The sequence below is a fragment of the Marinobacter sp. MIT930201 genome (assembly GCF_047122665.1).
Classification (GTDB): domain Bacteria; phylum Pseudomonadota; class Gammaproteobacteria; order Pseudomonadales; family Oleiphilaceae; genus Marinobacter; species Marinobacter salarius.
This window is the reverse complement of record NZ_CP138916.1, coordinates 2,999,841-3,015,394: the sequence shown is the minus strand read 5'-3', so window position 1 is coordinate 3,015,394 and position 15,554 is coordinate 2,999,841. Positions and strand designations below refer to the sequence as shown.

Sequence of the window (15,554 nt, the reverse complement as noted above, 5' to 3'; positions counted from 1 at the left end):
GAACCAACCAGGTTAAAATATGTCTGCTCCGAAAAGTATCCGCAGAACAGCCATTCAGTATGGTGCTGTTTTCAGCCTCGTATATTTTACTCTGATATTCTTTTCACACACCTACGTGATAAAGCAACTATCGGACGAGTCCAGGAAGCAACACCTGAACAAAGAGCTGGAAAACTTTCAGGCAATCATTGAGGCTGAATCCCCCACAACCGACGACCTCAGCAACATGATCAATCAGTTTGAAATGCTTCTGGGGCATGCCATCGTCATCGAAACGGCTAGCGGAAGCGTCCTGGCGAGCCCGAACTTTGACCAGAGCCAACTGCAGGGCGCTGCAGAGAAGCCCGAGGGTTTCATCCACATAGCGCAGGGTGCGAACACGCTTTTCGGGCTCAAACGCATTTTCTCCGCCAGTGAAAAACTGGCCTCAATCAGCGTTCTTGAAACCGAGGGGGCGCTCTCTGAACGACCGCTGAAGGCCCACCTGACATTGCTCGGCGCCTCGGCCGTTCTTCTCGCGATACTGCTGGCTCTGATTGGAACCACCACACATCTGACGTTAAAGCCCATCAGTAAGATAAAAGAGGATCTGAGACGGCTCCAATCCGGGAAACAAAGTCGTCTGAACCCTCACGTACCGGAAGAGTTTCGTCCGCTGATCCGCCAGCTCAATGATTTGCTTGAGCTGTCAAACCGGCGTCTGGACCGCCACCGCCGCCTGAATTCTGATCTCTCTCACCTGGTCAAAACCTCTATCTCTGCCAATCTTGCCATTTTGTCGGACATCGACACCTTGCCTCCGTCCCGGGAGGATATTGTGTTTATGACCTCTAACTTGCGGGAGCTTGACAAATCCCTGAACTACCGGATGAGCAAGGCAGACATATCAGGCAGACAGATGGGACGAACGTGCATGCCGGTTGAAATCACGGCAAGTGTCATCACCGTCATGGAAAAAATATTCCCTGATACGGTTTTCCGCCTCCACACCACCTTACCCGAAAACTTCAGTTGGCCAATGGAGCGGCAGGATCTTTCAGAGCTGCTTGGCAATTTACTCGAAAATGGTGGAAAGTGGTGCCAGACAACCGTCGACGTTACAATCGTCCGCACGTCATCAGGACTCTCCATAGAAGTAACGGACGATGGCCCCGGAATTTCTCCCGAGGCGGCAGCCACTGTCATGGACAGGGGCACCAGGCTGGATGAAACGGTCGCCGGATTTGGGCTCGGATTGTCCATCGTGTCCGAGATTGTCGAAGACAACCTCGGACACCTGGAAATCGGATCCTCGAAAAACGGAGGAGCCAGGATTATGATTTTACTGCCGTTTCCGGACTAGCGAGACCACTCATCATGACACATCCGGCCTTCAGGCTCTCGGCTCTGCTCCGGAGGTTGCCCGTGAACGAGCTCACCGGACAACATGAACTCATCCACTTACAGACTCCCTGCGGCCTTCCCTATGTTCTACCGCTGAATATCACCCACCTTGGCTCTCGAAAAGCGACCGAACAGAACCGGCAAAACAAAGAGTGTCAGGAAAGTTGCGGTGATAAGGCCACCAACAATCACGCTGGCCAGTGGCTTCTGGATTTCCGCACCCACGCCCGTCGACAACAGCATCGGTATCAAACCAAGCGCCGAGGTTATTGCTGTCATCAAGACAGGACGCAAACGGGAGACGGCACCTTCAAACACCGCGGTATCCACGTTCAACCCATCCTGTATTCGCTGATTGATGCTTTCGACCATAACGACCCCGTTCAGCACAGCCACACCAAACAGTGTGATAAATCCAACGGAACTGGGCACTGAAAGATACTGACCGGAGATCCAGAGTGAAAAGACGCCACCAATAACGGCAAGCGGCACGTTGACCAGAATCAACAATGCTTGACCGACCGAACTGAAAGCAAAGTACAGCAACAGCGCGATCAGGCCCAGAGATACAGGAACCACAATGGTCAATCGCTTCTGAGCTCGCTGCTGGTTTTCGAACTGACCACCAATATCCACCGAATATCCGGGGGGAAGGTTCACGTCTGACGCGATGGTATCCTGAATATCGGCAACCACACTGCCCATGTCACGACCCTGCACATTGGACTGAATGACCACACGGCGCTGAACGTCGTCGCGGCGCACCTGGGGCGGGCCAGACTCAATAGACACATCGGCCACATCACCAAGTCTCACCCAGGCTCCGGACGGCGCCTGTAACCTGAGATCGGCAATAGCATCCCGGTCTTCCCGGAAACGTTTGGCCAAACGCACATAGATATCATACCGCTCGTTGCCGCTGATGATCTGGCCCGCAGCGGCACCACCCAGTCCGTCCCGGACGACGCTCATCACATCAGACACGGCGAGTCCGTACCGGGAGAGTGCCTGACGATCAGGCTGAACCGCCAACTGCGCTTCACCGGCAATCTGCTCCATGGCCACATCCCGTGTTCCCTGAACTGTTCGGACCGCCGCTTCAATCTGCTGACCTTTCTCCGCCAGTACGTCGAGATCCGGGCCAAAAAGTTTGATGGCCAACTGCGCACGAACACCTGACAACAATTCATCAACCCGGGTCGCGATAGGCTGAGAAAAGTTAAACAGTAGCCCCGGGTGCTGTTCGAGCTTCTCCTCAAACAGGGCCTGCAATGCATAGCGATTACTGGCGCTGGTCCACTCGGCTGTTGGCTTAAGGCCGATATAGATCTCGATGTTGTTCACGGGCTCCGGATCGCCGCCTATTTCCGCCCGCCCCGCCCGGGACAGAGCGTAAGTCACCTCTGGAAACTCCATCAGCATGGCCTCCAGTTTTGGCGCCACTTCAAGCGCCGTATCGAGGCTTGATGAGGGAGCCAGAGTCACCCGGAGGTTGATCGTGCCCTCTTCCAGTTCAGGCACGAACTCAGTACCGAGTCGTGGCACAATCAGCGCCGCCAGCACAACAAGAACAGCCGACGCGCCAACAACCACGCGGCTATGCTTCAGTGACCAGGCAAGCCCCATGCGATAGAGCTTTTCCAGGGGTTTTAGAATGAAGCTTTCCCGCTCCCGGATACCCTTACGGAACATGTATGACGCCAGCGCGGGTACAACCACCAGAGCGACGATCACAGCGGACACAATGGCCAGCATGATGCTGATCGCCATTGGCTGGAAAAGCTTGGCTTCCACACCTTCAAAGCTGAACAGAGGCATGAAAACGACCAGGATAATCGCCGTCGCGAAAAAGATCGGCCGCGCCACTTCCCGGCCCGCTTCCTGCAGTCGAAGTGCAATGCCACGATCATCGTGCGATGCATCCAGTGGATCGGGGTCGCCTTCAGCCAACTCATTCCGGTGGGCGTCATGCTCAGCATCGGGATGGGTCAGATGCTTGAACATGTTCTCAACCATGACAACAGAGCCATCCACCAGCATGCCAATTGCCACAGCAATACCGCCCAGAGACATCAGGTTGGCCGAGAGACCGAACCAGGCCATGATCATCAGTGCAATACCGATGGAAATCGGTATTGAAAGCAGCACCAGCGTTGTTGCCCGCAGATTCATCAGGAACAGGGCAAGCACAATCGCAATAAACACAAAAGCCAACAAAAGCGCATTGGTCACCGTCTCTACGGCCTTGGTCACCAGATCCGCCTGGTTGTAATAGGGCTCAAAACGAACCCCACTCGGAAGCGCCTGATTTATGCGATCAATGCGGGCCTCGATGCCGTCGATGGTGGCTTTTGTGTTGGCCCCCATTCGTTTGAGTACAATGCCAGAAACCACTTCACCCAGTTGTTCAACCTGACCGGCTTCATCCTTCCGGGTCATGGTCACCGCACCCTGGCGGATCTCAGTGCCCAACGCCACCTGAGCGACGTCGCTCACGGTCACCGTGATGCCATCACTGGTTTTCACGGGTACTTGTCGGATCTGCTCCAGGCCCTCCTCGCCACTGCCCAACCAGCCCATACCACGGATAACCAGTTGCTCCTGCCCGCGGCCCATGTACCAACCACCGACATTGGAGTTGTTGTTCTCCAGGGCTTCCATGACGTCATTCTGTGATAGGTCATAGGACAGCATCCGAGCCGGATTCAGATTCACCTGGTACTGGCGAACCTCTCCGCCAAACGACAGGATTTCCGTAACCCCTTCAGCCGGTATCAGCAACAGCTTGACCAGCCAGTCGTGCAAGCTGCGCAATTCCATTGCGTCGTACCCCGAATCCGGGTCCGCTATCAGCAAGTACTGGTAGACCTGGCCGAGACCGGACGTATTCGGGCCCATTCCAGGCACCCCGACGCCATCCGGAATCAGCTCCCGCGCGGCCTGTAACCGTTCGAACACCAACTGGCGCGCGAAATAGATATCCGTGCCCTCTTTAAAGACCACGGTGACACCGGACAACCCGGTTTTGGAGATGGACCGAACCTCCTCGACATCGGGCAAGGCATACATTACCGCTTCGATTGGATAGGTGATCAGTTGTTCGACTTCCTCAGCCGCTAGTCCGGGCGCCTCAGTATTAACAGCGACCTGGACGTTTGTAACGTCAGGGAAAGCATCAAGATTCAGTTTTGGGATCTGAAATGCGGCCGTGGCGATAAGCACAGCGAGTGCAATAAGAACCAATAGGCGGTTCTGAACCGCCCAGTCGACTACTCGGTTGAACATAATGGCTCCCGGAATCAGTGGTTGTGCGGATCAAAGCCGCCTTTGGCAATCTCAGAGGCCACAAAAAATGCGCCCCGCAAAACGACTCGTTGGCCCGCAGCCAGGCCGGAAACCTCACGGAGCCCACCAATTGAGCGACCCAGCTCCACTTCCACGGGTTCATACTCGCCTTCGGCCTCTTCCACATAGACCGTCCAGTCACCGTCCGCGCCACGCATCAATGCAGTCTCCGGCACGGCAAGCACCGGCTCGCTGGTCTTAAAACGAAAATACACATCTGCGAACATTCCTGGATGAAAACGATCTTCAGGATTGTCCAGCTCCAGCCTGACAATCCGGGTGCGGGTCACAGGATCAATGGTGTGGGCTTCCTGGGACACCGTTGCCAGGGCCACACGACCAGCTGCCCTGACTTCGGCTTCCGCGCCCTTCTCAAGAACAATGTCGGAGCTTGCTGGCAGATGGGCTTCTACCCAAAGTTCACTCTCGTCAGCAAGAGTCACCAGCGGCTGGCCAGCCTCAACTCTTTGTCCTTGCTCAAAGTCATCGGTCAGCACTGCGCCATCCACGCGAGCCCTTAGCATGTATTCACCGAGGCTACCCACGCCACTGGCCTTCAGTGCACCAATGTCATCATCGTTTAGCCCGTAAGCAAGCAGAGTCGCGCTTGCCGCCTCAATATTGGCTTTCGCGGTATTGAACCGCTGATCACCCACCACGGAACGACCCAGCCCGCTGATTCGCTTCCATTCAGGAAAAGCTTTCCTGTAATCCGCCTGCGCCTGTGCCACTGTCTCACTGAACAGGGTTACCAGCAGCTGGCCTTTGGTTACGTGCTCACCCAGTTCCACGTGACGCCGCAGCACCACTGAGGCAACCCGGGGGGACACGTGATAGCTGGTATAACCGTTGGTTAGCAGCTCACCGGGCGCGTAAATTTCATAGTCAACGAGCCGGCTTTCGAGCGTTGCCACTTCAATGCCGGCCAGATCTTTCTGTTTGGCGTTGATGCTTGCGGTGGCCGCTTCTTCATGGCCACCGTTCTCGTCTTCGTGGCCGTGCCCCCCTTCCTCTTCATGCTCACCTTCTTCACCATGATCTTCCTTATGCTCGCCCTCCTCACCGGTGACTTCCTGACGATCGTCGCCACTGGCAGCATGATCATGGCCGGCTTCCTGATGAGCATCTTCCTCTGCCTGTACAAAAGAAAGTGGGGCTGTAAGCAACGTCAATGCGAATACAGAAATCAGAGTTTTTTTCATAATGAATATCCAGTTTCCAGACTATTTTTGGAAGGGGGTGATCAGTTCGCCAGACTGACTCAAGAGCTCAATCAGACCCAGCTGCGCCTGCTTTTCCAGTTCAATACCGGTTTTCAGGCTCTCCGCGCGCTGGCCCAGCGCCTGGAGATACTCAGAGGTGGAGAGGTCGCCGACCTGCCACTGCTTCTCAAGCAAATCAGCACTTCGCTGTACACGCCCCTGGGAGAGTTCTGTCCATCGGCTGAGTTGGGTGTCGTATCGCTTCCAGGCAGCTCGGGCGCCCGCCAGACCATACTGCTGCTTCCGATAAAGTGCCTGAAACCGAGCTTCGGCCTCTAATGATCGTCGGTTGGCAGCCTGGATTTCGGCACCGTAGTTATTACGGACATTCAGAGGGATCGAGAACGTCAGGCCAACCAGGTTCTCACCGCCATCACGCCCTCCGCTCAGCCCGACCGTGGGAGATGCCGCCGCTCTGCGACTGACCACCTCGGCTTCGCTCCGCAGCACCTGCCACCTCGCGCGGGCGGCAACAATTGACGGATGAGCCAGCAAATTGTCGTTATCGACCCTGGAAGCAAGAGCCGGCCAAATGTGCCCGGGGATCCCCCCATCCTGAGGCCGCCAATCCGGCAGAAGCTCTCTGACCCGGGCTTGCGCCTGATCAACCGCAGCCTTTGCCTGGGCGAGCTCACTGAGCTGCTGAGAAAGGCTTAAAAAAAGCAACTCTGCATCGGTACGACCCAGGTCGCCCGCCTGCTGGCGTTGCTCAACCTGCTCCAGCAAGGCATCCAGACGGTGTTGCTGGGATTCCGCAATTTCTTCGGCACGCGTCGCCGCGCGCCACTCGACAAGCGCAAACAGCGACTCGGACGTTTGTGCCAAAACCGCCTCGTTCAAATCAGCTTCAGCGGAAAGCCTGATCAGCTTTGCCTTGTCCTTTAGCGCACCCTGTTGATCAGACCAATCGATCGTTTGTGACAGCCCTGCCTCAAAGTTGTTTTCACTGCCCGTTCTGTCTGCTCCAACAGACAGCTCCGGGTTATACCGCGGTTGTTCGCTTGCCTCAGCATCCTGATTCCGGGCTGCCGCCTGCTCTGTCGACGCCATGACATCCGGATGCTTGCTTATCTGGCCAGTGAGCCAGTTTGTCCAATTCACAGTCTCCGCTTGACCGAACAGAGGAATGGACAATAGTACTGAACACAGCAACGCCCTGGGCGAGTGCTTGCTTGCCTTCATCGACTTTCTCCCGAAGGGGTAAATAGCCACAATTCATGGGCGCGAGGCGTCCATGACAAGGTAGGAACAGGCCAGGATAGTAAGTGAAAAGGTTGAAATGAACTTGAATTCGAAGCGTCATCCACAAAAGAAACCGCCCTCCAACTCCACCAGCATTCCCGGACTGTCCTTTTGACGGACAAAATGAGTACCAAAGACTTATGTTTCTGTAGCGCTCAGATCAATAGCCTGTCATTCGATGCCCCTTACTTTCCGTCACTTCTTCAAGGTGATCTATGTCTCGAGCAACGAATAACGCAGGCGCACCGCGCCACGGATTCAAACTCAAACTGGCTTTCCTGGTTCTGTTATGGCCCCTCACGGTCAAATCAGAGCTCGCAGTCGATGAAATTTACTCCCCCCGGGTAACTGCGGGGGATCTCGAAATCGGAGTGGTTGGGGCGTTTCTGGACAGTGAGGGGAGCGAAATTGACAACCTTCGTGCCGATCAGTGGGAGGTGGGTTACGGGCTATCTGAACGCCTGAGCGCCGAACTTAACTTCAACGCAATCAAGAGACCGGGGCGAGCGTATTCACTTGAGGAATACGAAATCGAACTGATTGGAAACTTTTTTCAAGACACTGAGAGCGCTGCGGGCTTGTTCATTGAACTGTCAAAAGAACATGGCCAAAAAGCCGGTGGAGTGACCCTTGGGTCACTTTACGAGAGACAGCTATACGCGCATTACAGCATCCTGACGAACCTTCTGGTTAGCCGCTCATTTGGCGAAGACGACGAGCAGCTTGAGCCCACTGGCTCATTACAGTTCGCCTACACGAAGTCTGACACGTTTCAGCCAGGGCTGGAGTATTACGGGGCCGAAAACAACCATTTGATGGGACCTGCCATCCTGGCTGAGTTCAGAATGGGTTCCAGTATTCTGGAACTCCAGGCGGGCGTTGCATTTGGCCTCACTACGGACTCAGACGATATGATCTATCGCTGGGAACTGGAGATAGAACTGTGATGGCGGCCCGCAACCAAAAGCCGCAGAACCGCCATCCAGTTTCCAGAGCACTAGCTTGAAGCAGGCTCCAGTGCACTCTCACCGGTTTCGCCGTCCTCGATACGAACAGCCCGAACCAGGCGGGATACAAGTACCTTGCCGTCACCCGGGTGCCCATCCTGGGTTCTGCCCGTTCTGACAATGAGTTCCACAACTTCACCAGCGACATCATCGGTCGCTACGTCTACTTCCAGCTTGACCATCTTCACTTTCTCCAGAGGCGACTCATCGCCGACCAGATGACCAAATTCGCTGAGAGGCACGACAGCAATGCTTGTCACGCCCTTGACTCTGGCCAGAGCATCAACCACATGCTCTGCCATAACCTCTCTGACATAAGCCTTTATTTCATACATAAGCCTTCTCCTGCCTATCAGACTTCAACGTCACGACGTTCGGATGCAAACCACTGATACACGCTGGGCAACACTACCAACGTCAGCAACGTTGACGTGATCAGACCGCCAACCACAACCGTTGCCAGTGGCCGTTGGACATTAGAGCCAATGCCATCGGCCAGCAGCAGGGGAATCAGCCCCAGAATAGCCACAGAGGCGGTCATCAGAACCGGCCGCAAACGGCGTTGAGCACCCAACTTGACTGCTTCAATGACTTCGTAGCCTTCGTCCCGCAACTGATTGATGTAGCTCACCATCACCACACCGTTCAGTACGGCTACGCCGAACACCGCGATGAATCCCACGGCAGCGGGCACAGAGAGGTAAAGCCCCGTCACAAACAGCGCGACAATGCCACCAGTAACCGCAAAGGGCACATTCATGAAGATCAGCGCCGCATAGCGAAGACTACTGAATGCCGAAAAGAGAAGCAGGAAAATAAGCGCCAGGGTAATGGGCACAACGATCGCCAGCCGCGCCATGGCCCTTTCCTGGTTCTCAAACTGACCGCCGAACTCCACGAAATACCCCGGCGGCATGTCCACTTGCTCCTCGATCCGCTTGCGCAAATCCTGAACAACACCGCCCATATCGCGACCACGTACGTTCATCTGCACGTACTGTCGCCGACTGGCATTGGAGCGCGAAATTTTCTTGGGGCCAGCGTACATTTCAACATCGGCCACCCGTGAAAGCGGGATGAGCTCGCCACTATTACCCCGGAGGGGAAGCTTTCTGATTTCATCGATGGACCCGCGATAGGACTCTTGCAGCCGGGCGAAGATCTCAAATCGCCGGACACCGTCGAAGACCAGCCCCGCGCCTTTACCGCCAATCCCGGTTTCGACCGTACTCATCAGGTTATCAATGCTGATGCCAAACTGCGCCAGCACTTCACGGTCGGGGCGAATAACGATCTGTTTTTTACCTGCGCTCTGCTGAGCGCGCACATCCGTTGCCCCCGGCACATCATTCGCCAGGGCCGCCACTTCCTTGCCGATCCGGCCCAACTCGTCGAGGTCGTCGCCGAAAATGCTGGCAACCAGTTGCGCCTGAACGCCTGAGAGGAGTTCGTCGGTTCTGAGCTGAATCGGTTGTGACAGATTGTTGGCAAGCCCGGGAACCCGCTCATCCAAAGACTCCGCAATCCGGCTCTGAAGGTCCTCATAGCTCACATCTTCTCGCCACTGATCCAGAGGCTTCAGATTGACGAGCGTCGCGACAACGTTCACGGGTTCAGGATCACCGCCCACCTCGGCACGACCGATCCTGGCATAGGTGCCGGTGACCTCTGGAAATTCATCGACAACGGACTGAATCCGTTTGCCATACTTGATGGCGGATTCAAGACTGGCTCCAGGAGGCAGTGTCGAGCGAATCTGGAACGTGCCTTCCCTGAGCGTGGGCACGAACTCGCTCCCGAGATAGGGAAACAGCAGGAGACTGCCGGCAAAGGCAATGACGGCCACGCCCATTACAATTTTAGGGGCTTTGACGACAGTATTCACCACCGGCTTGTATAGCCGGTTCAGGAACAGAACCAGTTTCGGCTCCTTGTGATGCCCGCCCATCTTGAATGACAGCGAGGCCAGAACCGGCACCAACGTCAACGCGAGTAACAGCGCACCGATCAACGCAAAACTGATGGTGTAGGCCATGGGCGAAAACAGCTTGCCCTCAACGCCCTGCAGCGTAAACAGCGGCAGAAAAACGATAATAATGATGCCAATGGCAAACACAATCGGACGAGCCACTTCCCGGGCAGATTCACCTACAAGCCTCAGAACACTGACCTTTTCCTCTGATCGTTCTTCCAGATGTCGGAAGATGTTCTCTATCATCACAACGGCGCCGTCCACCATCATACCGATGCCGATAGCCAGCCCCCCCAGACTCATCAGATTGGCGGACAGGCCCGAAATCCGCATCGCAATGAATGCGAAAAGCACAGACAACGGCAAGGTCGCCACCACGATCAGTGTGGAACGTATATTTCCGAGGAACAGATAGAGGAACACCAGCACCAGAACCGAGCCCTCAAGTAATGCTTTCTCGACAGTGCCTATGGCCTTGCCCACCAACTCCGCCTGGGAGTAATAAGCCTCTATTTTCAGCCCTTCGGGAAGTGACTTGTTCAGATCATCGATTTTTGCGTTGACGTCCTCGAGTACCTGACTGGTGTTGGTTCCGATCAGCTTCATCACGTAGCCGCCCACGGACTCCTCGCCCGAGGACACCTCCGCGCCGCGGCGAATTGCCGGTCCAAGGCTAACCTCTGCCACATCCCTGACATAAATAGGAGACTCTCCCTCACTCTTGGACACAATGATGTTCTGGATGTCCTCGATGCCCTCGGTACCTGAATTAACCCAACCGTAGCCGCGAACTATATACTCTTCACCTCCTCGCGTAATGAAAGAGGCGCCGACGTTCCGATTATTCTGGGTGAGGGCGCCGCGAACGTCAGACACTGTCAGGTTCCTTGCCTGAAGCTTCTGCGCATCGATATTGACCTGATACTGTTTTACCTCGCCGCCGATGGACAGCACACCGGTTACACCCGGAACGGTTCTGAGCTGGGGCTTGACAATCCAGTCCTGGATCGTGCGGATTTCCTGCAGGCTGTATTGATCCTTATCCTCAGCTTCCAGGGAATACATCAGGATGCGCCCAAGACCGCTCGCTATGGGCCCGAGTTCCGGCTGCCCCATCCCTTCGGGAATCTGGCGCTTGGCCTCGGAAAGCCGTTCGTTTACCAGCCGCCTGGCGAAGTAGATATCGGTGCCATCTTCGAAATAGATGGTCACCCGCGACAACCCGAAAATCGACGTGCTCTGCACTTTTTCCAGCTTGGGAATTCCATACATGCTGATCTCAACGGGATAGGAAATCAGCGTTTCGATATCAACCGGCGACAGACCAGGACTGGTGGTAAACACCTGAACCATGGTCGGCGTCGCGTCCGGAAACGCATCCACCGGCAGTTTTTGAAATGAAAATACGCCGGCAACGATCACGGCGATAGCAAAAACAAGCGTCATCAGACGATTGTTCAGCGCATAATTCACAATTGCGTTGATCATGCTCCCCCCGGGGTTTAGTGTCCGTGAGCGGCGCTGCGGCCACTGGCGGTAATGGCCGACATCAGATCAAAAGCGCCTACTGAAACCACTTCCGTGTTTGCGCTAATGCCGGACTTGATCTCGATCCAGTCGTTTGCCTCCTTGCCAAGCGTGACGGGAACCGCCTTGTAAGCCCCTTTCTCATCGCCCGGAACAAACACAACGGAGTCATCGCCAATGGTTTGAACCGCATCATCCGGAACCAGCGGCAGTGAGGCCTCCGATTCCGTCATGATTCTGGCCGTGGCATAGGTATTCGGGCGAAGGTCGCCTCTGGGAGACTCCAGCACAACGCGAACCGGGATGGTGCGGGTCTTTTCATCGAGCATGCTCGACACCCAGGATACCTGCCCACTGTGAAACCGGTCAGAACTTGAATCCCTGGAGGAAATCTGAACCTCGTCTCCCGTTGAAATCTGGTCAATATCGGATTCGGACACCTGAAGAATGGCCCACAACACCGAGGCATCCGCCACGATGAAAGGCGTATCCGACGGACTCAGCGTTTGCCCCAGACGAACATGCATCTGCTCGACACGCCCCTCAATGGGTGAGCGGAGCGCGTATTGCGCCAGCCCCCCACTGTCACCTGACGACTCGCTGCCGTAAACCGCCAGTTGTTCCCGCACGGAATCGTACTCCGCTTTTGTTTCAAGAAAGGCAGCCTTGGCATCCAGGAACTCTTCTTCACTGGAAATACCCTGTCCCTGCAACTCCCTTTCACGATTGTAGTCAGACTCGGCCGCTTCTTTGCGGGCCTCCAGCGAGATTAACCGGGAGCGAATCCGGGCCAGCTCCACACTGTTCAGGGTTGCCAGTAACTGCCCCTTATTGACACGATCCCCCAGATCAACCGCCAACCCTGTCAGTTTTCCCTCCAGCAGCGGACCAACCTCGGCCACGCGGTCCGGCACATACTGAATCTCGGCAGGTGCCGTAACAATTGCGCCAGCGCGCCCCTTGGCAGCCGCCACAGTCTGAATCGACAGTAACTCTGTCTGCTCCGGCGTCAGATGGATCTGGCGGGACTGGTTTTCCTCTCCGGCATGCTCGGCTTCTTCATTTTCGTGCTGGTCACCCTCGGCTTCTCCGGCAGCGTATGCCTGCTGCAAGCTCAGAGCGCCGACAACTATTAACAGTATCTTCAGATTGCGAATCATTCATTCACCCTCAATATTTAGAGAACGGTACTAAGAGAACGGTCAATTTTGAGTTTCATACCCTCAGGAACCGGCTGACATCGACAGAGCACCTCCTGTGCTTATCTCCAGCGCCCGGACGGCATCGATATAATCATTCTGCGCCTGAACGTATTCCTGCCTTACCGACAGGAGATTGTCCTGTGCCGCCAGAACATCCGAGGCACCGACCTTGCCCGCCCGAAGTGCTTTCTGCATCAACTGTAATGTTTCCTCTGAACGCTCCAGGATCGACTCGTTCATCTGGCGCAGCCGAACGGCGGTGGATTCGTACCGGGCCACAGCTGACACAACCTGACGCTCTGTAGCCAGGCGCAAGGCCTCTGCCTCAAGCTCGGAGGTTTTCAGCCGCGCAGCAGCTTGTCTCTGCTCACCGGAATAATCATGAAAAACGGTCAAAGGCATCGACACCCCTGCACCGAAAAGGTTGGAGCCTTCCTCACGATCATAAAATCCGAAGACTTTCAGATTTGGAATCGTCAGGCTTTTCGCAACTTCAAGGCCAGATTCATCCGCTGCAATTCTGGCGGCCGCCGCTTTCAGGTCCGCTCTCTGACTCTGTGCCATCTCGACAAGCTGGCTGGTCGGAGGCAGGTCTTCGAGCGTCACATCAAGCTCGCCGGTCACCCCAACGGCATCGGAGGGGGACACCCCGAGCACTTCGGTAAGGTCAATTTTTGATTGCTCGAGCTTTTGTTCCGCCGAGGCTTTTTGATTCCGGGCCCTGGCAAGCCCAATGACTGCGGTATTGAGATCAATCCGGGTTTGTTTACCCTGTTTTACGGACATTTCAACCAGGTCTTTGGTGCGTTGCATAAGTTCAACGGCACGGGTTGCGGTTTCCAACTCTTTCTGAGCCAGCAGTATCCGGAAATAGGCGGCCCGCACCCGCGCCTTGGTGGCTACCTTCAGGTATTCAAGCTCCTGTTGCCGGGACGTGAGATTACTCCGGGCACGCGACTGCCCAAGGTCGCCGCGATTACCCATCCAGATCTCCTGAGTAACCCTCACCCCATATTCCAGGGACTCGTCGGCCTGATCCGGGGCCTGACGGGCCCCCAACTCAAACTCTGGATTGCTCGGCGCCCAGCGGCTGGCATGATCAAGCTGTCCCTGCTGTATCGAGACCGCGGCCCGCCTCAAAGCCAATACCGGGCTATTCTCGAAAGCCATCACCATGGCCTGGTTCAGGGAAACAGCCTGGCTGGCTTTGGCCTGCTGATATTCTTTCAGCGACACACTCTCTTTTGCCTGGGCCGACACCATAGGAGAGACGGCCAAGGCTCCCGGAACTATCATCGCGCACAACAACAATCGTTTGTTCATTCAGTATCATCCTGGCTGTTTGACTGAGGTCAGTGAGTCAGCATTTTTGCGTGGGAATCTGGAACGACCTTACAGACAAACCTTTAATACAGTTTGAAATTCAGGCACCGGATAAGAAATGAGCTTTGGCGGCAGGGGGGGGGCAGAGGTAAGGGCGAGGATGTCGAGTCACCGGGCGTCAAGGCAGGCGCACGATGGTGGGTTCTTGCATGATAAATAAAAACCGGCCCGTCATTTGGGCCGGCTTTTTATTCTGGATCTGAATTGCTTGTGATCACTTGGCCGATCAGAAACTCCTGCTCCAACCCAGCCAGAACTTCGGATCATCCGAGTTGACAGAGCCAAGCGCGTCGGTTGACTCAATGTCCGCGTACTCCACGTTAACACTGAAAGAACCGAAGTTTCCCGCATCCTTTGTAACGTTGGCGGCGACGTGTGAATAACTTGCCTCGCCGACAGAAGCCTTGCCGTCATCAGCGAAGTCGTAATAGCCAAGCGTCACACCGGCACTGTAGCTGTCCTCCAGAGGCACCCCAACAGAGGCGTAGTAATAGGCATCCCCCTGCACGAACACCCCATCACCACTGGTGTCGCTGTTGATCGTGTAGGCCAGGCCGATGGCCGCAATGCCATAACTGATCTCGCCGTACAGTTCGCCGAAGTCGATGGAGTCCGGCGCGTCAGGATACGCATAATAAATGTACCCAACGTCATAACCCAGTTCTTCCACAGAGCCGGAGAATCCGGCATAAAGATCAAGCTCATAGCTGGTGCCGTCACCAAAATCGACATTGGAACCCCAACCACCGGCGTAGAAGCCCGACGCATGCTCATAATCCAACCCTCCCTGGACAGCCGCAGCCCCGTCTGTCTGGGTGACGCCCCGGAACAGATAGTTGCTGCTGGCGCTCACATTTGAGCTGACGTCAGCGCTAACAATGGCGGGCGCAGCCTGAAGTGCTGCAAGCAAAGTGATACTGATAAATCCGGATTTGGTGAAAAACTGCTTCTTCATAATGGATACCTTCGGTTGGGTTTCATTGCTCCAAATATGATTTAGCAAAAGTCTTGCCACATCTTATTTATTCTTGTTTATCATTATTATAGAGACAAATCGGCACATTCTGAGCTTGCCCCCGAAAAACGACCCAACACCTAGCGCCCCAGAACCTGTCACCGGCCCGGACCAGCGCCCTGTTTTGATGCATTCTCTGTAACCATTCTGTAATCTTTGCCAAATAGACTTTAATAGCGCTTCAACACACACAAGCAAACCGAAAAAGGTGAGACA

Annotated in this window: 10 protein-coding genes; 2 read left to right on the top strand and 8 right to left on the bottom strand. The window is 55.3% G+C overall.

Features of this window, described 5'->3' with window-relative positions:
- The first annotated feature begins 19 nt into the window (after positions 1-19).
- Positions 20-1,342: a sensor histidine kinase gene (locus SIC19_RS13730; RefSeq protein ID WP_127401876.1), complete on the top strand. Its 1,323-nt coding sequence runs from the start codon at positions 20-22 to the stop codon at positions 1,340-1,342.
- Positions 1,343-1,470: 128 nt separating this feature from the next.
- Here SIC19_RS13730 and SIC19_RS13725 read toward each other — a convergent pair whose 3' ends face one another.
- Genes SIC19_RS13725 through SIC19_RS13715 form a run of 3 tightly spaced genes read right to left on the bottom strand, consistent with a single transcriptional unit; the run spans position 1,471 to position 7,091 of the window.
- Positions 1,471-4,668, bottom strand: coding sequence for an efflux RND transporter permease subunit (locus SIC19_RS13725; RefSeq protein ID WP_075194349.1), 3,198 nt, complete (start codon positions 4,666-4,668; stop codon positions 1,471-1,473).
- A 14-nt stretch (positions 4,669-4,682) separates the two neighbouring features.
- Positions 4,683-5,930 (bottom strand): efflux RND transporter periplasmic adaptor subunit, encoded by a 1,248-nt coding sequence (locus SIC19_RS13720; protein ID WP_075194348.1) that lies wholly within the window; start codon positions 5,928-5,930, stop codon positions 4,683-4,685.
- Between the two features lie 21 nt (positions 5,931-5,951).
- A complete protein-coding gene (locus SIC19_RS13715; protein WP_412535522.1) occupies positions 5,952-7,091 on the bottom strand; it encodes a TolC family protein in 1,140 nt (379 codons plus the stop codon).
- 356 nt (positions 7,092-7,447) lie between these two features.
- Between SIC19_RS13715 and SIC19_RS13710 the strand changes: the two genes are divergently transcribed.
- On the top strand, positions 7,448-8,179 hold the full coding sequence (locus SIC19_RS13710; protein ID WP_041333833.1) for a hypothetical protein: 732 nt from the start codon (positions 7,448-7,450) through the stop codon (positions 8,177-8,179).
- Between the two features lie 50 nt (positions 8,180-8,229).
- On the opposite strand, the gene SIC19_RS13705 is transcribed toward SIC19_RS13710, so the two are convergent.
- The 5 genes from SIC19_RS13705 to SIC19_RS13685 form a co-directional block, all read right to left on the bottom strand.
- Positions 8,230-8,574 (bottom strand): P-II family nitrogen regulator, encoded by a 345-nt coding sequence (locus SIC19_RS13705; RefSeq protein WP_036208664.1) that lies wholly within the window; start codon positions 8,572-8,574, stop codon positions 8,230-8,232.
- Between the two features lie 17 nt (positions 8,575-8,591).
- A complete protein-coding gene (locus tag SIC19_RS13700; RefSeq protein WP_127401878.1) occupies positions 8,592-11,699 on the bottom strand; it encodes an efflux RND transporter permease subunit in 3,108 nt (1,035 codons plus the stop codon).
- 14 nt (positions 11,700-11,713) lie between these two features.
- Positions 11,714-12,898, bottom strand: a complete 1,185-nt coding sequence (locus tag SIC19_RS13695) for an efflux RND transporter periplasmic adaptor subunit (protein WP_036208657.1) — start codon at positions 12,896-12,898, stop codon at positions 11,714-11,716.
- Between the two features lie 63 nt (positions 12,899-12,961).
- Positions 12,962-14,263 (bottom strand): TolC family protein, encoded by a 1,302-nt coding sequence (locus tag SIC19_RS13690; RefSeq protein WP_036208654.1) that lies wholly within the window; start codon positions 14,261-14,263, stop codon positions 12,962-12,964.
- A gap of 286 nt (positions 14,264-14,549) precedes the next feature.
- Complete coding sequence (locus SIC19_RS13685) at positions 14,550-15,278, bottom strand: TorF family putative porin (RefSeq protein ID WP_062363658.1); 729 nt, start codon at positions 15,276-15,278, stop codon at positions 14,550-14,552.
- Positions 15,279-15,554 lie beyond the last annotated feature (276 nt).

What these genes read in the sequence shown, in the direction of transcription:
- SIC19_RS13730 (WP_127401876.1), top strand. Translation starts at nt 20, where the DNA reads ATGTCTGCTCCGAAAAGTATCCGCAGAACAGCCATTCAGTATGGTGCT.
- SIC19_RS13690 (WP_036208654.1), bottom strand. Translation starts at nt 14,263, where the DNA reads ATGAACAAACGATTGTTGTTGTGCGCGATGATAGTTCCGGGAGCCTTG.
- SIC19_RS13725 (WP_075194349.1), bottom strand. Translation starts at nt 4,668, where the DNA reads ATGTTCAACCGAGTAGTCGACTGGGCGGTTCAGAACCGCCTATTGGTT.
- SIC19_RS13700 (WP_127401878.1), bottom strand. Translation starts at nt 11,699, where the DNA reads ATGATCAACGCAATTGTGAATTATGCGCTGAACAATCGTCTGATGACG.
- SIC19_RS13705 (WP_036208664.1), bottom strand. Translation starts at nt 8,574, where the DNA reads ATGTATGAAATAAAGGCTTATGTCAGAGAGGTTATGGCAGAGCATGTG.
- SIC19_RS13685 (WP_062363658.1), bottom strand. Translation starts at nt 15,278, where the DNA reads ATGAAGAAGCAGTTTTTCACCAAATCCGGATTTATCAGTATCACTTTG.
- SIC19_RS13720 (WP_075194348.1), bottom strand. Translation starts at nt 5,930, where the DNA reads ATGAAAAAAACTCTGATTTCTGTATTCGCATTGACGTTGCTTACAGCC.
- SIC19_RS13710 (WP_041333833.1), top strand. Translation starts at nt 7,448, where the DNA reads ATGTCTCGAGCAACGAATAACGCAGGCGCACCGCGCCACGGATTCAAA.
- SIC19_RS13695 (WP_036208657.1), bottom strand. Translation starts at nt 12,898, where the DNA reads ATGATTCGCAATCTGAAGATACTGTTAATAGTTGTCGGCGCTCTGAGC.